Source organism: Photorhabdus sp. RW14-46 (assembly GCF_963887965.1).
GTDB lineage: Bacteria > Pseudomonadota > Gammaproteobacteria > Enterobacterales > Enterobacteriaceae > Photorhabdus > Photorhabdus laumondii.
The window spans coordinates 254,577-271,438 of record NZ_CAWPHH010000001.1 but is presented as its reverse complement, the minus strand read 5'-3'; the positions used below and the strand labels follow the sequence as shown (position 1 = coordinate 271,438).

The 16,862-nt window shown below is 44.6% G+C and carries 18 protein-coding genes and 1 pseudogene; 13 read left to right on the top strand and 6 right to left on the bottom strand.

Translation table 11 applies throughout. The features are described 5' to 3' along the window. Window positions 1–103 precede the first annotated feature (103 nt). Window positions 104–706, bottom strand: a complete 603-nt coding sequence (locus AACQ38_RS01160) for a peroxiredoxin C (protein WP_011148042.1) — start codon at window positions 704–706, stop codon at window positions 104–106. A 284-nt stretch (window positions 707–990) separates the two neighbouring features. Continuing rightward, on the bottom strand, window positions 991–1,587 hold the full coding sequence (locus AACQ38_RS01155) for an acyl carrier protein phosphodiesterase (protein ID WP_011148041.1): 597 nt from the start codon (window positions 1,585–1,587) through the stop codon (window positions 991–993). Window positions 1,588–1,691: 104 nt separating this feature from the next. Here AACQ38_RS01155 and queA point away from each other — a divergent pair, with 104 nt between their 5' ends. The 13 genes from queA to AACQ38_RS01090 all read left to right on the top strand — a co-directional run bounded on the left by queA (window position 1,692) and on the right by AACQ38_RS01090 (window position 12,452). Further along, a complete protein-coding gene (gene queA / locus AACQ38_RS01150; RefSeq protein WP_165577208.1) occupies window positions 1,692–2,759 on the top strand; it encodes a tRNA preQ1(34) S-adenosylmethionine ribosyltransferase-isomerase QueA in 1,068 nt (355 codons plus the stop codon). 150 nt (window positions 2,760–2,909) lie between these two features. Continuing rightward, entirely contained in the window at window positions 2,910–4,034 is a 1,125-nt protein-coding gene (gene tgt / locus AACQ38_RS01145; RefSeq protein ID WP_165577207.1) for a tRNA guanosine(34) transglycosylase Tgt, read from the top strand. A 91-nt stretch (window positions 4,035–4,125) separates the two neighbouring features. Then, a complete protein-coding gene (gene yajC / locus AACQ38_RS01140) occupies window positions 4,126–4,455 on the top strand; it encodes a preprotein translocase subunit YajC (protein WP_011148038.1) in 330 nt (109 codons plus the stop codon). 27 nt (window positions 4,456–4,482) lie between these two features. Beyond that, window positions 4,483–6,330, top strand: coding sequence for a protein translocase subunit SecD (gene secD, locus AACQ38_RS01135; protein WP_011148037.1), 1,848 nt, complete (start codon window positions 4,483–4,485; stop codon window positions 6,328–6,330). A gap of 10 nt (window positions 6,331–6,340) precedes the next feature. Then, on the top strand, window positions 6,341–7,309 hold the full coding sequence (gene secF, locus AACQ38_RS01130; RefSeq protein WP_011148036.1) for a protein translocase subunit SecF: 969 nt from the start codon (window positions 6,341–6,343) through the stop codon (window positions 7,307–7,309). 115 nt (window positions 7,310–7,424) lie between these two features. Beyond that, window positions 7,425–7,874: a transcriptional regulator NrdR gene (gene nrdR / locus AACQ38_RS01125; protein ID WP_011148035.1), complete on the top strand. Its 450-nt coding sequence runs from the start codon at window positions 7,425–7,427 to the stop codon at window positions 7,872–7,874. 4 nt (window positions 7,875–7,878) lie between these two features. Then, on the top strand, window positions 7,879–8,988 hold the full coding sequence (gene ribD, locus AACQ38_RS01120) for a bifunctional diaminohydroxyphosphoribosylaminopyrimidine deaminase/5-amino-6-(5-phosphoribosylamino)uracil reductase RibD (protein WP_011148034.1): 1,110 nt from the start codon (window positions 7,879–7,881) through the stop codon (window positions 8,986–8,988). A gap of 126 nt (window positions 8,989–9,114) precedes the next feature. After that, a complete protein-coding gene (ribH, locus tag AACQ38_RS01115) occupies window positions 9,115–9,585 on the top strand; it encodes a 6,7-dimethyl-8-ribityllumazine synthase (protein ID WP_011148033.1) in 471 nt (156 codons plus the stop codon). Window positions 9,586–9,611: 26 nt separating this feature from the next. Further along, window positions 9,612–10,028, top strand: a complete 417-nt coding sequence (gene nusB, locus AACQ38_RS01110; protein ID WP_011148032.1) for a transcription antitermination factor NusB — start codon at window positions 9,612–9,614, stop codon at window positions 10,026–10,028. Window positions 10,029–10,128: 100 nt separating this feature from the next. Beyond that, window positions 10,129–11,118 (top strand): thiamine-phosphate kinase, encoded by a 990-nt coding sequence (gene thiL, locus AACQ38_RS01105; RefSeq protein WP_011148031.1) that lies wholly within the window; start codon window positions 10,129–10,131, stop codon window positions 11,116–11,118. Further along, window positions 11,111–11,602: a phosphatidylglycerophosphatase A gene (gene pgpA, locus AACQ38_RS01100; RefSeq protein ID WP_011148030.1), complete on the top strand. Its 492-nt coding sequence runs from the start codon at window positions 11,111–11,113 to the stop codon at window positions 11,600–11,602. The genes thiL and pgpA overlap by 8 nt, the downstream gene beginning before the upstream one ends. Before the next feature lie 279 nt (window positions 11,603–11,881). Next, window positions 11,882–12,154 (top strand): type II toxin-antitoxin system RelB/DinJ family antitoxin, encoded by a 273-nt coding sequence (locus AACQ38_RS01095; protein WP_011148029.1) that lies wholly within the window; start codon window positions 11,882–11,884, stop codon window positions 12,152–12,154. Beyond that, the gene (locus tag AACQ38_RS01090; protein ID WP_242685493.1) at window positions 12,126–12,452 is read left to right on the top strand and encodes a type II toxin-antitoxin system YafQ family toxin; all 327 of its coding nucleotides are present in this window, start codon (window positions 12,126–12,128) and stop codon (window positions 12,450–12,452) included. Before AACQ38_RS01095 ends, AACQ38_RS01090 begins: the two co-directional genes overlap by 29 nt. A gap of 152 nt (window positions 12,453–12,604) precedes the next feature. On the opposite strand, the pseudogene AACQ38_RS01085 reads toward AACQ38_RS01090, so the two are convergent. From AACQ38_RS01085 to dxs, 4 genes and pseudogenes are all read right to left on the bottom strand, one after another. Further along, window positions 12,605–13,374, bottom strand: a pseudogene (locus AACQ38_RS01085) (transposase). A gap of 140 nt (window positions 13,375–13,514) precedes the next feature. Continuing rightward, window positions 13,515–14,039, bottom strand: coding sequence for a GNAT family N-acetyltransferase (locus tag AACQ38_RS01080; RefSeq protein WP_165577206.1), 525 nt, complete (start codon window positions 14,037–14,039; stop codon window positions 13,515–13,517). Then, window positions 14,036–14,314, bottom strand: coding sequence for a type II toxin-antitoxin system TacA family antitoxin (locus AACQ38_RS01075; RefSeq protein WP_165577205.1), 279 nt, complete (start codon window positions 14,312–14,314; stop codon window positions 14,036–14,038). Before AACQ38_RS01075 ends, AACQ38_RS01080 begins: the two co-directional genes overlap by 4 nt. A gap of 652 nt (window positions 14,315–14,966) precedes the next feature. Continuing rightward, a complete protein-coding gene (gene dxs / locus AACQ38_RS01070) occupies window positions 14,967–16,832 on the bottom strand; it encodes a 1-deoxy-D-xylulose-5-phosphate synthase (protein ID WP_165577204.1) in 1,866 nt (621 codons plus the stop codon). Window positions 16,833–16,862 lie beyond the last annotated feature (30 nt).

Below are 16,862 nucleotides of genomic sequence, written 5' to 3'. Positions count from 1 at the left end.
GGGAATAGGGGGTTTTTGTGCGCAAGGTGGCAAAACGAGGAATTTCAGTGAAAAAAAACCAGCCGGAATAACCAGCTGGCCTAATTATGGATAATATCTAAGGTTATAGTTTAGCAGCGTTTTGAGACAGGTATTTAGCTACGCCATCTGGAGATGCGCTCATGCCTTCTTTACCTTTTTCCCATTGTGCAGGGCAAACATCGCCGTGCTCTTCATGGAATTGCAGTGCGTCAACCATACGCAGCATTTCGTCAATGTTACGGCCCAGAGGCAGATCGTTCACGACTTGATGACGAACTACACCGTTTTTGTCGATCAGGAAAGAGCCGCGCAGAGCAACACCCGCTTCTGGGTGCTCAATGCCGTAGGATTTTTGAATCTCGCGTTTAGTATCAGCAACCATTGCATATTTAACTTCGCCAATACCACCTTGATCGACAGGAGTTTTACGCCATGCGTTGTGGACGAATTCAGAATCAAAAGAAACACCTATAACTTCCACTCCGCGCTTTTTGAACTCTTCGTAGCGGTGGTCAAATGCGATCAGCTCAGAAGGGCATACGAAAGTAAAGTCCATTGGCCAGAAAAAGATAACGGCAGGTTTACCATTTAGGTGTTTTTTCAGGTTGAAATTCCCAACTATTTCGCCGTTGCCGAGGACCGCTGCTGCTGTAAAGTCAGGGGCTTGACGAGTTACCAGAACCATGAGTTACTCCTGTAGTTTTGCGGGGTTTATGTAAAAATTGGATATAGAATAAGGAATTAGCGTACACCAATAAAGGATAAAATACTAATCTTTGCAATAGATTTTACCTATCAATACCTTATTTTTATTTTCTTTACTGTCATGTCTTTCTGCGTGCTAGGATGAGACTGCTTGCTTCATAAGCTGTGGTGCATATTTGCTCAGTCTGACACAGGTTGTATTAGCTAGAAAGGGGGAGTTCTACGGTGTGTATTAAATGAAGGTGATATTTTGAACATAAACGTCTATTGGGGTAAGCAGTAAAAATCCTTATTTTCTGCCTTTTCCATCATATAGGGATAAAATTGCCAGAATAGTGCGTCGAAATCAGCGTAATGTTGCTCTATATCCTGAAATGATCCAGATAAAGCCGATAATCTGGGATGTCTTCGAGCCATGCCTTTTAATACATCTGCGATAAATGCAAGATCTGCATAACGGATCAGCCAGTTTTGCCGCCATAAAAACGCATTCAGCTCCTGAAATTTTTCGGGAGTGTAATAAAGATGAGGTTCAATCTGACTACGAGCATGGTGAATAAATGCCGGTAATGAGTAAGTGGGAACCAGTTTATCCCAATTCAAGGAGAGGAAGTGATCCCAGATAATATCTAAAGTAATCGGCGCAACCCGTCGATATGAATTACTGAATAAATGACGGGCTTGAATAACCAGTGGATGGGTATCTGTTAATACGTCAACACGCCGATGCATACGAATACCTGCAACCACATCAGCGCTGTATTGTCCCTCTGGATTACCGCGCACAAAATCAGCCATCAGGTTTCCTAGTAAGGAACTGTCAGCCAGAGTTGCTAAATGAAGGTGAGCGAGAAAATTCATTCGGCAATTATAATATAAATCCGCGAAGTTATGTGCTTATTTGTTGCACCCTCAGGGCTGCGGCACTAGACTAGTCCGCTTGTTTTTCTGAATGATTAAATATAATGCGTGTCTCCGATTTTACTTTTGAACTTCCTGACGAAATGATTGCTCATTACCCTCAACCACAACGTAGTGGCTGTCGTTTGCTCTCGCTTGATGGTGAAACGGGGGCATTAACGCATGGTATTTTTACGGATGTTCTCGATAAGCTGAATGCCGGAGATTTACTGGTTTTTAATAATACCCGCGTCATACCTGCGCGTATTTTCGGCCGAAAAGCTACGGGCGGTAAGCTGGAAGTGCTGGTTGAACGGGTGTTGGATGATAAGCGGGTACTTGCACATGTGCGTGCTTCCAAAGCGCCAAAAGAGGGAACTGAGCTGTTATTAGGTGACAATGAAAGTCTTAAAGCAACCATGTTGGCCCGTCATGATACCTTGTTCGAAATACGTTTTGATGATGAACGTGATGTGTTGTCCATTTTGGATGACATAGGTCATATGCCTTTGCCGCCTTATATTAATCGTCCTGATGAAGAGGCAGACCGTGAGTTGTACCAAACTGTATACAGTGAACGGCCCGGAGCGGTAGCTGCACCAACGGCCGGTCTTCATTTTGATGAGCCATTATTGGAAGCGCTGCGTAAAAAGGGCGTGGAGATGGTTTTTGTGACATTGCATGTTGGTGCGGGTACTTTCCAGCCTGTGCGGGTGGAGACCATTGAAGACCATATTATGCATGCTGAGTATGCAGAAGTGCCACAGGATGTGGTTGATGCTGTGCTGGCATGTAAGGCGAGAGGTAACAAAGTTGTTGCCGTTGGCACAACGTCAGTTCGATCGCTGGAAAGTGCCGCAAAAGCCTGTCAGGATAAGTTAATTGCGCCATTTTTTAATGACACGCAAATTTTTATCTATCCGGGTTTTGAATATCAGGTTGTGGACGCGTTGATTACTAATTTCCATTTGCCGGAATCGACACTTATTATGCTGGTTTCTGCGTTTGCGGGTTATAAAAATACGATGAATGCTTATCAAGAGGCGGTTGCAGAAAAATATCGTTTCTTTAGTTATGGTGATGCTATGTTTATTCGTCGTAATCCCTTCGCTTGCAAGGAAAAGATTTCTTAATTCAATGTAATGATTATGGCATTGACTGGAATATATTATTGAAGTTGTTGAAAATAGGGTTATGTGAATATCTCAGTTCAACGGTAAATTTCAACTTTGTCTGATTTTGAACAACAGCATCGGACTGTTTATCTGATGCCTGGAGGTTAAGTGAAATTTGAATTACAAACTACCGACGGTCAAGCTCGTCGTGGTCGTCTGATTTTTGAGCGTGGCGTGGTAGAAACGCCGGCATTTATGCCAGTTGGGACTTATGGCACAGTAAAAGGAATGACACCGGAAGAAGTGAAAGAAACCGGTGCGCAGATCTTGCTTGGCAATACTTTCCATTTGTGGCTGCGTCCAGGGCAGGAAATCATGAAACTTCATGGCGATCTGCATGGATTTATGCAATGGCATGGTCCAATCTTGACGGATTCAGGCGGTTTTCAGGTATTCAGCCTTGGCGCCATGCGTAAAATCAAAGAGGAAGGTGTACATTTCCGTAACCCAATTAATGGTACGCCGGTTTTCCTCAGCCCAGAAAAATCGATGGAAATCCAGTATGACTTGGGTTCTGATATTGTCATGATTTTTGATGAATGTACGCCATATCCTGCTGATTGGGATTATGCGAAACGTTCGATGGAGATGTCGTTACGTTGGGCTGCGCGTAGTCGTAAGCGTTTTGATGAACTACAGAATAAAAATGCTTTGTTTGGTATTATTCAGGGAAGCATTTATGAAGATTTACGTGACATCTCAGTAAAATGTCTGGTGGAGATTGGTTTTGATGGATACGCTGTAGGTGGTCTGGCGGTAGGGGAGCCTAAAGAGGATATGCACCGCATTCTTGAACATGTCTGTCCGCAAATCCCGCAAGACAAACCGCGCTATCTGATGGGAGTAGGAAAACCAGAGGATTTGGTGGAGGGAGTTCGTCGCGGCATTGATATGTTCGATTGTGTGATGCCAACCCGTAATGCCCGTAATGGTCATCTTTTTGTGACCCATGGTGTGATTAAAATCCGTAATGCCAAACATAAAGAGGATACTTCGCCACTGGATGAGCAGTGTGACTGTTATACTTGTCGGAATTATAGTCGGGCATATTTGCATCATCTTGACCGTTGTAACGAAATTCTCGGTGCAAGGCTGAATACTATCCATAATTTGCGGTATTATCAGCGCCTGATGGCTAAGATCCGTCAGGCCATTGAGGAAGGTAATCTTGAACAGTTTGTTGAAGATTTTTATCAACGGATTGGTAAACCCGTTCCGGCATTAAGTATTTGACTTAAGTAGTGATTGACTGGTTTCAGTGGGTATAGCATATTGCGGCTGGTTTTTGATTACTATTGAATTTGATAACAATGAGGGAAGTTTAATGAGTATTATTTCTGAAGCAGCAGCATCTGCTGGCGCACCGGCTCAGGGAAGCCCATATTCTTTGATCATCATGCTGGTCGTTTTCGGCTTGATCTTCTATTTCATGATCCTGCGTCCACAACAGAAACGTACCAAAGAACACAGAAAGCTGATGGATTCTATTTCCAAAGGTGATGAGGTGATGACCAATGGTGGTTTGATTGGTCGTGTCACAAAAGTTTCTGACACGGGTTATATCGTTGTAGCACTGAATGACACTACTGAAGTGACCATTAAACGTGATTTCGTCGCTGCCGTTTTACCGAAAGGTACAATGAAAGCTCTGTAATTTCTGATTTTCCCGAAGGGAACTGCCGTGCTAAACCGTTATCCTTTGTGGAAGTATCTGATGCTGATCGCTGCGATCCTCATCGGTTTGCTTTATGCACTTCCCAACCTTTATGGTGAGGATCCGGCTGTACAAATCACTGGCGCGCGAGGCATTGCCGCCAGTGAGCAAACGCTGGTCCAAATCCATAATGTTTTAGAAAAAAATCAAATCGCGAGTAAATCTATTGCGCTGGAAAATGGTGCGATTCTTGCTCGTTTCGATAATTCCGATATTCAGCTTCGTGCCCGTGAAGCATTGGTGTCCACATTAGGCGATCAGTACGTGGTGGCACTGAACCTGGCACCAGCAACACCAACTTGGTTAAGTAAGGTTGGTGCCGAACCAATGAAACTGGGTCTTGATCTGCGAGGTGGGGTGCACTTCCTGATGGAAGTGGATATGGAAACCGCATTAGGCAAACTGCAAGAGCAGAATATTGATGGCCTGCGCACTGATTTGCGTGAAAAAGGTATTCCTTACTCCACTGCCCGTAAAATTGATAATTACGGTGTAGAAATCCGCTTCCGTGATGAGAAAGCACGGTCTGAGGCGGAAAACTATCTTACTGGCCGTCACCGTGATTTAGTTTTCAGTATTGGAAGCAATAATACTCTGAAAGCGGTGATGAGTGATGAACGTCAGCGCGAAGCCCGCTCTTATGCGGTGCAGCAGAATATTACCATTCTGCGTAACCGTGTTAATCAACTGGGTGTGGCTGAACCATTGGTTCAGCGTCAGGGCGCTGACCGTATCGTGGTTGAATTACCGGGTATTCAGGATACTGCTCGTGCAAAAGAGATTCTGGGTGCGACAGCAACGTTGGAATTCCGTCTGGTCAATACCGGTATTGACTCTACCGCAGCTACATCAGGCCGTGTGCCAGGTGATTCTGAGGTGAAGAGCACTCGTGATGGTAATCCGGTTGTGTTATATAAACGTGTTATTCTGACCGGTGATCACATTACAGATTCAATCCCGGATACCGATGAATATGGTAATCCACAGGTGAGTATTTCACTGGACAGTGCCGGTGGCACAGCGATGTCTAATTTCACCAAAGACAATGTTGGTAAGCCAATGGCGACATTGTTTGTGGAATATAAAGACAGCGGTAAGAAAGATGCTAATGGTCGGTCGGTGTTAGTTAAACATGAAGAAGTGATTAACATTGCTAATATTCAGACTCGTCTGGGGAACAGTTTCCGTATCACGGGCCTTTCCAACGCAACCGAAGCGCGTCAGTTATCCTTATTGTTGCGTGCGGGTGCTCTGATCGCGCCGATTCAGATTGTAGAAGAGCGTACTATTGGGCCAACCCTTGGTCTGCAAAACATTGAACAAGGTTTAGAGGCTTGTCTGTGGGGCTTAATTGCATCAATTCTGTTTATGGTGATTTACTATCGCAAATTCGGCGTGATTGCGAGCAGTGCGTTGTTGGCTAATCTGGTGCTGATTGTTGGTATCATGTCTCTGTTACCAGGGGCGACGTTAACCATGCCGGGGATTGCGGGTATTGTGCTAACGCTGGCGGTGGCGGTTGATGCGAACGTGCTGATCAACGAACGTATCAAAGAAGAGTTGCGTAATGGCCGGACAGTCCAACAAGCGATACATGAAGGTTATAAAGGCGCTTTCTCCAGTATTATTGATGCTAACTTGACCACGTTGATTACGGCGGTCATTCTTTATGCTGTTGGTACCGGGTCAATTAAAGGCTTTGCGATAACAACGTCAATTGGTGTCGCGACTTCTATGTTCACCGCTATTGTAGGTACGCGAGGAATCGTTAACCTGCTATATGGCGGTAAGCGTATTAAGAAGCTGTCAATTTAAGGAGCACGTTGTGGCACAGGATTATACTGTTGAACAATTGAACTACGGTCGCAGAGTCTATGACTTTATGCGCTGGGACAACGTTGCTTTCGGAATTTCGTTGCTGCTGTTGGTAGCTTCTGTTTTTGTGATGGCAACTCGCGGGTTTAACTGGGGACTCGATTTTACCGGTGGTACGGTAATTGAAATCAAACTCAGTCAATCTGCTGATTTGGATAAGATGCGTGATAACCTGGCAAAAGCGGGCTTTGAAGATCCGCTGTTGCAAAATTTCGGTAGTAGCCGTGATGTAATGGTGCGTATGCCACCAGTTACGGGTGCGGCGAATGAGGAACTGGGTAAAAAGGTTATTAAAGTCATTAATGACACCATTGATAAAGATGCGAGTGTCAATCGTATTGAAATTGTTGGGCCGAGTGTCGGTGCTGAGCTCGCCCAAGATGGTGCAATGGCGTTGCTGGCGGCGCTTATCTGTATCTTGATTTATGTTGGGTTCCGTTTTGAATGGCGTTTAGCATTGGGTGCGGTTCTTGCGCTTGCCCATGATGTCATCATCACGCTAGGGGTTCTGTCATTGTTCCGTATCGAGATTGACCTGACCATTGTGGCATCGCTGATGTCAGTTATCGGTTACTCATTGAATGACAGTATCGTGGTTTCTGACCGTATCCGTGAGAATTTCCGTAAGATCCGTCGTGGTACGTCGTATGAAATTATGAACGTCTCTCTGACGCAAACATTGAGCCGTACAATCATGACATCTGCAACAACTTTACTGGTGGTGCTGATGTTGTATATTTTCGGTGGTGCAATGTTGAAGGGGTTCTCACTAGCGATGTTAATTGGTGTTTCTATCGGTACGGTATCTTCTATCTATGTTGCTTCCGCTTTAGCGTTGAAACTGGGTATGAAGCGTGAACACATGATCCAGCAAAAGGTTGAGAAGGAAGGGGCTGATCAGCCATCTTTATTGCCTTAATTATTCTGCCTTGATGCTGTTCAAACACCCTGTGAGTATCCGGCTGACAGGGTGTTTTTTATTCAGATTAAGGATAAACTGTAAATTTAGTTCGGATTAACCATCAGGAAACGATATGCATTGCCCATTTTGTGCTGCTGTTGATACCAAAGTGATTGACTCTCGTTTGGTAGGGGATGGCTCGCAGGTGCGCCGACGGCGCCAGTGTCTTGAGTGTCATGAACGATTCACCACTTTTGAAATGGCTGAGCTAGTTATGCCTAGAGTAATAAAAAGTGACGATATCCGAGAGCCGTTCGATGAAGAGAAATTGCGCCGTGGTATGCAAAAAGCACTGGAAAAGCGCCCAGTCAGTTCTGATGATGTAGAAATGGCGATTAGCTATATTAAATCTCAGTTACGTGCTACCGGTGAGCGGGAAGTTCCATCCAAGATGATTGGTAATCTGGTTATGGATGAATTGAAGAAATTGGATAAAGTCGCCTATATCCGTTTTGCTTCTGTCTATCGCAGCTTTGAAGATATTCGTGAATTTGGCGAAGAGATTGCTAGATTACAAGGTTGAACCAGTGAATAACGATAAAAAATATATGGCGCGCGCTTTGGAATTGGCGCGTCAAGGGCGCTTTACCACGTCACCTAATCCTAACGTTGGTTGTGTGATTGTGCATGATGGACAAATTGTTGGGGAAGGTTTTCATTTACGTTCTGGTGAGCCGCATGCTGAGGTTTACGCGTTACAGATAGCCGGAGATAAAGCTAAAGGCGCAACTGTTTATGTCACGCTTGAGCCATGCAGCCATCACGGTAAGACACCGCCTTGTGCCGATGCGTTGATTGCGGCTGGCGTTAGCCGTGTGGTTGCGGCGATGCAGGATCCCAATCCACAGGTAGCAGGAAGAGGGCTTTATAAGCTGCAACAGGCTGGTATTGCAGTAGAACATGGACTGATGATGGAAGAAGCTGAATCTCTCAACCGGGGGTTTTTGAAGCGGATGCGTACCGGGTTTCCATATATTCAGTTGAAGATGGCGACTTCTCTCGACGGCCGAACGGCATTAGCTTCTGGTGAAAGTAAATGGATTACATCACCACAAGCTCGCTGTGATGTGCAAAAATTCCGTGCTCAATGTAGCGCGATTCTGAGTTCCAGTAGCACTGTTTTAGCTGATGATCCTCACTTGACAGTTCGTTGGAGTGAATTGGACGCAGAAATTCAGGCGGTTTATCCCGAGGAAAATCTTTGTCAACCGGTACGTGTTATTGTTGACAGTCAGAATCGTGTTAGCCCCCAGCATCAGGTCATACAGCAGCCCGGTTATTGTTGGCTGGCTCGCACTAAAGTAGATGAACATGACTTATCTGAAAATGTAGAACAGATACTGTTACCTGCTCATGGTATTGGGGTAGATTTGGTGTCATTGATGATGCAGCTGGGTAAGCGCCAGATCAACACAGTCTGGACTGAGTGTGGGGCATTGCTGGCAGGCGCATTGCTAACTTTAGGGTTGGTGGATGAATTGGTTCTTTATGTTGCGCCAAAAGTGCTAGGTGATACGGCTCGTGGTTTGTTCACTATTCCTGAACTCAAAAATCTGGCAGAGGCACCGGAATTTGACATTTTTGATGTACAGCAAGTTGGGCCTGATCTTCGTCTGCATCTGCGGCCTGTATACTGACTGAATATGTGAGTGTGGGTGAGTTTGCCTGTTTTTATGCTCTGCTGCTAAATCGGCAGGCGCAGCTAACGAAAGAATATGATAGAATCCGCCCCCCTGCGGATATGAACAGATGGAAGGAAGGCTATGAACGTAATCAAAGGTGTTGTTGCAGCTCCACAAGCTCGTGTGGCGATTGCCATTGCACGTTTTAACAACTTCATTAATGACAGTCTGTTAGGAGGAGCGGTGGATGCGCTTGAGCGTATCGGTCAGGTTGCTTCAGAGAATATCACTGTTGTCTGGGTTCCTGGTGCTTACGAGTTGCCATTAACAGTGAAGACATTGGTCGAAACCCAAAAATATGACGCTGTTGTCGCGCTAGGTACAGTTATCCGTGGTGGTACCGCTCATTTTGAATACGTTGCTGGTGAATGCAGTTCTGGTCTGTCTAGTGTAGCGATGGCTAGTGAAATTCCAGTAGCGTTTGGTGTTCTGACCACAGAAAGCATTGAACAGGCGATTGAGCGTGCTGGAACCAAAGCGGGTAATAAAGGCGCAGAAGCCGCATTAACCGCACTGGAAATGGTCAATGTAATTAATGCCATTAAAGGCTGATTTTAGTTTTAATTAAGGGGAATCTTGTGAAACCTGCTGCTCGTCGTCGTGCTCGTGAGTGCGCTGTTCAGGCTATATATTCATGGCAATTATCTGGCAATAGCATTGCTGATGTTGAATTACAGTTTCTGTCGGAGCAGGACGTCACTGGTGTTGACGTAACCTATTTTCGCGAATTGCTGTCAGGAGTAGCTGTAAATGCGGCTAAGCTGGATGCTTTGATGGCCCCTTATCTTTCCCGTCAGCTCGAAGAGTTAGGTCAGGTAGAAAAAGCCATTTTGCGTATTGCTATGTTTGAACTAAGTTATCGTGATGATGTCCCTTATAAAGTGGCTATTAACGAAGCTATCGAATTGGCAAAAGTCTTCGGTGCTGAAGATAGCCACAAGTTCGTAAACGGGGTACTGGATAAATCTGGCCCGGCAGTACGCAGAAAAAGATAAGCTACTGCTTGTCGGGTTTTTCCCACCGTAGACGATGATTTGTAAGGCCGGGATACCGGCCTTATGTTCGTGATCATCAGTAACTTTTTGGGATTTTATTATGGCATGTGGCGAATTTGACCTCATTGCACGTTATTTTGATCGCCAGGAGATTAACCGGCGTGATGTAAATTTAGGTATTGGTGATGACTGCGCACTGATGACACTAGCCGATAAACAACAATTGGCGGTTAGTACGGATACCTTAGTTTCAGGCGTTCATTTTTTACCTGATATTTCTCCTGAAGATTTAGCTTACAAATCTCTTGCTGTGAATCTGAGTGATCTGGCCGCAGTCGGCGCTGATCCTGCCTGGCTTTCATTAGCGTTAACATTACCGGAAGTGGATGAACGCTGGCTGAGTGGTTTCAGTGACAGTCTGTTTGAGCAGTTGCGTTATTATGGTATGCAGCTTATTGGTGGTGACACTACCCGCGGTCCGATGAGTCTGACGTTGACGATTCATGGTTTAGTTCCCGCAGGCAGGGCGTTACGGCGTACTGGCGCAAAAAATGGCGATTGGATTTATGTGAGTGGATCGCTGGGGGATAGTGCGGCGGGTTTGGCTCTGTTACAAAATCGTTTGCAAATTTTTGATCCGGTATCTCACAACTGGTTGGTTCAGCGCCATCTCAGGCCGCAGCCTCGTATTTTACAAGGGCAAGCACTACGTGGCTTGGCAACATCAGCAATTGATTTATCTGATGGTTTGATTTCTGATTTAGGTCACATTCTGAAAGCCAGCCGATGTGGAGCCAGAATAAATCTGGATGCGCTTCCTTACTCTGATGCAATGAAACAGTACGTTGAACCACAACAAGCTTTAATGTGGGCTTTGAGTGGTGGTGAGGACTATGAATTGTGTTTTACTGTCCCAGAGAGGAATCGTGGTGCGTTGGAAATTGCGTTGGCGCATACCGGTGCTGGTTTTAGCTGTGTTGGACAGATTATGGCGGAATCAGAGGGTATTCGTTATTACAGCAATAATAAAGAGATTAAATTAGATCTGAAAGGGTTCGATCACTTTATTACCGAGGAAGCACATGGATAAGGCAAAGCATCGTTTACGGATGAGTAATCCCTGGCATCTATTAGCGACAGGTTTTGGTAGTGGGTTGTCGCCCGTGGTGCCGGGGACAATGGGATCGGCAGCGGCTATTCCATTCTGGTTATTACTGGTTCAGTTTCCGGAATGGATTTGCTGGTTGGTTATTATTGTTGGGATGTTTTTCGGCATAATGATTTGTCAGCGTACTTCTGATGATATGAAGGTTCATGACCATGGTAGTATTGTCTGGGATGAATTTATCGGTATGTGGATCACATTGATGGCAATCCCTATGGTTAACTGGCAGTGGGTTTTGACCGGTTTTATAGTGTTTCGTATTCTGGATATGTGGAAACCGTGGCCAATTCGCTGGTTTGATCGCTATGTTCATGGTGGATTAGGCATCATGTTGGATGATGTTATCGCTGCTGGATTTTCTTTCGTGATTGTTTGGTTACTGGCGTTTTATCAGATTTTTATTTTCTGAGGTGTGGTGTAGATGGAAAGCCTAATGAAATTACTACAATTCCCGAACGCCTGAACAGATTGCCACTGAAAGGTAATATCGTTGCCTTGGATTCTATGAGATGTCAGCGTGGCATAGTGCAAAATATAATTGGTTAGCAGACAGACTGTATAATGCCCCTTAAAGGGGGACTCATTTTTTGCTTTATACTTCAGCATGTTCTTCTCTGGGCTAAGATTGCCTAATATCAAAATTAGGACTACGATTGTACTACAAAAATCAGCATGTATGAGGTATTAAATGGGTACTGAAACTTATGTTCGCACACGTATAGACCCAGCAATTAAGCAAGAGGCAACCGATGTTTTAGCTGCTATTGGGATTAAAATGTCTGACTTTCTACGTATTGCTGTAACGATGGTGGCCAAAGAAAAGGCGCTACCTTTCGAGATCAAGAAAATCCCTAACAGAGTTACTGTTGAGGCTATGAATGAGGCGAGAAGCTCAATGAATGCACGTTTTAACGATGCGGATGATTTAATTCATGACATTGAAAAAGACTGCGGCAAGTAAGCGCGCTAGCTTTCCGCGTCGCTCAGACTATACAAAACAGTTCGGTAAAGATTGGCAACGATTGAGCCGTTCTGGGCGCTATGACATGCACCGATTAAAATCTGTTGTAATGCTCCTCATTGCTAATGATTCACCGCTAGGAGCTGAATATAAAGATCATGAGTTAATCGGAGATTGGGCTGGATTTAGAGAGTGTCATATTGGGGGGGATTTTATCTTTTGGACGAACAGAAAAATGCAATCGAGTTTGTCAGAACCGGTACACATGCGGAATTGTTCGAGTGATAAAGGAATTTAGTGGAAGTTCTGAGTGACACAATGACGCAGATTTTCAAGGAATTAGAAGCTTAGAGGGATGAAAGAAGTATTGGTTTATAGGGAGTGTTAGAAATTTTTGGCAAAAGTCATCGACGCAGCAGTAAAGTTTTTCTAAATTAACCCGAATTCTGTTTAAGCCATCACTGGAAAATCGTCTTCTGAGTAGAAAATTTTCAGTGATGTTTTTTTTAATTTAAGGCGGTAAGCAATCACACCACCTAAAACGGTCAACAGAAATCCCGTTATACTTCGGTGGCGCGAATGCTCTATTTGAGAAATATTCTTTAATTGATCATTGATGGTTTCTATGATGAAACGCTTTGATAACATGATCTTATCCCACTCTGCCAGCATACGCGCTTTCATGTTACGACGTTTCTTCGTGATGAAAGTGACACTCTTTACCGCTGAAAAAGGGGACGTCCATCACATCATCCCATCGAGGTTTTTCCTCGTTTTGCGATCCCCTCAAAAACCTGATGACGGGGAATGCGGATGTTATGACAAATACCCAAACTGGTGGAATCAATAAAAGCAATGCCAGTCGGTTTCCCTTTTAATTGAGTCAGATAACTGCACAGTGGTGCCAAAACGGAAGGCGCGACACGAATAAAACGGGTATAACTGAGCAAGGTGGGAAAATCATTGTGGTGATATTTCCAAATATGCTCCAGATAAAAATGTTTAAAATCACGGTAATGTGATAGATGAAAGAGGATCAGGATAGTCATGATTTCACTGGGAGACATGCGACCTTGGCGGCGACGTAGACGGTATCCGTTATCAAGGCAAAACTGTGTCCACTGGGGGATGAAAAAACGGCAAAAATCGTCGACATCGCAGAAAATTTCCACTAACTTATCCCTAGCCTGTTCCTCCCCGGAGCTGTTTTCGGCGTTCACCAAAATTTTGCTCCCGGAACAGGCTTCTCGTCAATTTCTTATCCAGAACTCAGGTTAAATATGACATAGGCGTTTCCCTGTCGCTTAACAGAGATATCTGGTGGTGGTTGTAATTTATTGTGATTGGTTGCTTCGTTCATTTAAAGCTTCCCCGCAGTGACTAGAGCTGCATGTATTGTTTTGAATGGTAACAGCAAAGATAGGTGGGCATCTAATAGCGGAATAGCACCATAGCTGGCGTACCACTCGGCAACACGCTCATTCTTGGCATCAATCAGCAATGCAACCCCGCCAGCCTGTGCGGCCACCAATAAACAGCGCCGACCAGCGGCTAGCAACAACTGACCACCGAGTCCTTGACTCTGTACTGAAAGATCTATAGCCAGACGGCCAAGCCGAAATACTGGCACTTCATGTCGAGCCAGACCACGTTTAATCACTTCCGGTGCACGTTCATAAGCAATAGAAGCGGGACTTAGACTGTAGTAACCTAATACCGTTCCATTGTTCTCGCTAACCGCAAGGTAGGTTTTTGCCCCACCTTTCTCATGGCTCTGCCTTGCATGGCGATGTAAAAACTGATTCAACGCCTCATCACCACAGTCAAAAGCACCACGATCATGATGTTTGCCTATAGGTTCTTCGTGCCAGATTGGTAGCATCATGATTGTTTCGGCAAGGCAAATGCTGCGGCCAACAATTTATCATTGGGTGCCGGTGGGTTATCCAAAAGATCCAGAACATGCAAACTATCTCTTTCGGTCAGCTCCAGCCGTTCGTTCTCGTCGATAACTTTCCGTGCTGCTGGCATCACATTGCGGATCACGAACTCAGTCAAGTTGGTATGTTGTAAAGCGGCTGCACGCATCAACAGCGACTTTTCTTCTGAGGCAATACGTAGCGACATTCGGTCGTTAGTTTCTACTGGGATCTGAGGCATTGTTACGCCCTCCTATTTATACGCATTGAAATTGTACACTAAGGTGTGCCTATTAGCAAAATGTACACAATGAAAGCGTACAGGTACCGTATCAAATACGAACGTTTTTGGCACGGTCATGACCCCTATCGATTTTGTCATTTTCAGAAGACGACTGCACGAAATATCAGAAGTCGGCTGCACTGGATTGCTGGGTTTGTGTAGAGTACTTTGGTAAGCATCGTTACTTGATTCTGAAAATGGTGCCTTTTTATAGAGAAGAATGCGGAAAATACATATCATCTAATTTGAGGCACTTCCTACTATAATCCTAAAAAAAGCCGCTTCGCTATGCGTTGCGGCTTTACATGAAACCTGACAAACTTTACCTATATAATACTTGTTCAGCGTTAGTCTCGATTATTTGGGATAATAGCTATAGCAATTCCCGCTCACTAAAATTAACTACAGCAAACCAATCGGTTTATAGATTATTTAATTACAATTCCAATAATGGAACAATTCGACAGATTATCACTAATATTTCCTAACGTAGGCGTCAGAGTAGGGGGTGTAGACTGCTGGCGATTTTAACTCAAATCATTATACGTGATTAATCTGTAAATCCACACATTGAGGATAATAGGATAAATATCCTATTATCCCTATACACTCAGGAAAATAGCCTTTTATTGATACTATTTTGAATACCGGCGGCATCAAGCCTTAAATCCGCTTTGATTTCTTCCTGACTACCTTGTGGCACAAATTGATCAGGCAAGCCAATATTCAGAATTTGTACCAGGCGGCCTTCCTGCATTAGTAATTCATTAACGCCACTTCCGGCACCGCCCATAATGGCATTTTCTTCCAGTGTGACCAATAAATCATGGTTATCGGCCATGTCTAATATTAATTCTTTATCCAGTGGTTTGACAAAACGCATATCAACAACAGTTGCATCCAGTGACTCTGCTGCTGTTATTGCATCGGGTAACAGAGTACCAAAGTTTAGGATTGCTACCTTATTACCCTGACGGCGAATAACACCTTTACCAATTGGCAATTGTTCAAATGGTTGGGGTTCTGCCCCCGTTCCGGTTCCTCGTGGATAACGTACGGCTACTGGACCTTGCTGATAATGATAGCCGGTATGTAGCATTTGGCGGCATTCGTTCTCATCGCTTGGTGCCATAATGACCATGTTGGGGATGCAACGAAGGAATGAAAGATCAAAGGCACCTTGATGTGTCTGACCATCAGCACCTACGATACCGCCGCGATCTATTGCAAATAGAACAGGTAGATTCTGAATGGCGACATCATGGATAACCTGATCATAAGCACGTTGGAGAAATGTCGAATAGATAGCAACAATCGGCCTGTAACCACCAATTGCCAAACCAGCGGCGAAAGTCACGGCATGTTGTTCTGCAATGGCGACATCAAAGTATTGATCAGGATATTCTCGGGAGAAACGCACCATACCAGAGCCTTCACGCATGGCGGGTGTAATTGCCATCAATTTTTTATCGTTAGCGGCCTCTTCACATAACCAATCTCCAAAGATTTTGGAGAAAGTAGGGCGGTTGTCTGAACTTTTAGGTAATGCGCCAGTGGTCGGATCAAATTTAGGTACCGCATGCCAGCTGATGGGATCTTTTTCGGCAGGTGCATAGCCACGACCCTTTTTGGTCATGATGTGCAGTAGCTGTGGCCCTTTCAACTCACGCATATTTTTCAGTGTTTGAGTCAATGTCAGTACATCATGTCCGTCGATGGGACCAATGTAATTAAAACCTAATTCTTCAAACAGAGTGCCAGGAACAACCATGCCTTTGATATGTTCTTCAGTTTTTTTCAGTAGTTCTTTAATCGGTGGTAGATTGGAAAAGACTTTTTTCCCGCCTTCTCGCAATGTGGTGTAGAGTTTTCCGGAAAGAAGTTGGGCTAGATGGTTATTTAATGCACCAACGTTCTCCGAGATAGACATTTCGTTGTCATTAAGAATGACTAATATATCCGGGTCGATATCCCCGGCATGGTTCATCGCTTCGAAAGCCATCCCCGCTGTTATCGCACCATCACCGATAACACAAACTGTACGGCGGCCTTTGCCTTCGCGTTGAGCAGCAATTGCCATACCTAATCCAGCGCTGATAGAGGTCGATGAGTGCCCAACACATAAGGTGTCATATTCACTTTCATCTCGCCACGGGAAAGGATGAAGACCATTTTTTTGACGAATCGTATCAATGCGATCTCGACGTCCTGTCAGGATTTTGTGAGGATAAGCCTGATGGCCAACATCCCATACCAATTTATCGAAAGGCGTTTTATAGACGTAATGTAATGCTACAGTCAGCTCAACAGTACCAAGACCGGAGGCAAAATGACCACTGGAGCGACTGACACTGTTTAGCAGGAATTGCCGAAGTTCATCGCATAACTTCGGCAGGCTCTCTTTTGGCAACATACGAAGTTCTTCAGGATTTTCCGCTAATGCCAATGTGGGGTATTTGGCTATATCAATGCTCATTTGATGCTCGTTAAGAAGTGTTTATTAATA

What these genes read in the sequence shown, in the direction of transcription:
- AACQ38_RS01095 (WP_011148029.1), top strand. Translation starts at nt 11,882, where the DNA reads ATGGGTACTGAAACTTATGTTCGCACACGTATAGACCCAGCAATTAAG.
- dxs (WP_165577204.1), bottom strand. Translation starts at nt 16,832, where the DNA reads ATGAGCATTGATATAGCCAAATACCCCACATTGGCATTAGCGGAAAAT.
- AACQ38_RS01080 (WP_165577206.1), bottom strand. Translation starts at nt 14,039, where the DNA reads ATGATGCTACCAATCTGGCACGAAGAACCTATAGGCAAACATCATGAT.
- thiL (WP_011148031.1), top strand. Translation starts at nt 10,129, where the DNA reads ATGGCATGTGGCGAATTTGACCTCATTGCACGTTATTTTGATCGCCAG.
- yajC (WP_011148038.1), top strand. Translation starts at nt 4,126, where the DNA reads ATGAGTATTATTTCTGAAGCAGCAGCATCTGCTGGCGCACCGGCTCAG.
- AACQ38_RS01090 (WP_242685493.1), top strand. Translation starts at nt 12,126, where the DNA reads ATGACATTGAAAAAGACTGCGGCAAGTAAGCGCGCTAGCTTTCCGCGT.
- pgpA (WP_011148030.1), top strand. Translation starts at nt 11,111, where the DNA reads ATGGATAAGGCAAAGCATCGTTTACGGATGAGTAATCCCTGGCATCTA.
- AACQ38_RS01075 (WP_165577205.1), bottom strand. Translation starts at nt 14,314, where the DNA reads ATGCCTCAGATCCCAGTAGAAACTAACGACCGAATGTCGCTACGTATT.
- AACQ38_RS01160 (WP_011148042.1), bottom strand. Translation starts at nt 706, where the DNA reads ATGGTTCTGGTAACTCGTCAAGCCCCTGACTTTACAGCAGCAGCGGTC.
- AACQ38_RS01155 (WP_011148041.1), bottom strand. Translation starts at nt 1,587, where the DNA reads ATGAATTTTCTCGCTCACCTTCATTTAGCAACTCTGGCTGACAGTTCC.
- ribH (WP_011148033.1), top strand. Translation starts at nt 9,115, where the DNA reads ATGAACGTAATCAAAGGTGTTGTTGCAGCTCCACAAGCTCGTGTGGCG.
- nrdR (WP_011148035.1), top strand. Translation starts at nt 7,425, where the DNA reads ATGCATTGCCCATTTTGTGCTGCTGTTGATACCAAAGTGATTGACTCT.
- queA (WP_165577208.1), top strand. Translation starts at nt 1,692, where the DNA reads ATGCGTGTCTCCGATTTTACTTTTGAACTTCCTGACGAAATGATTGCT.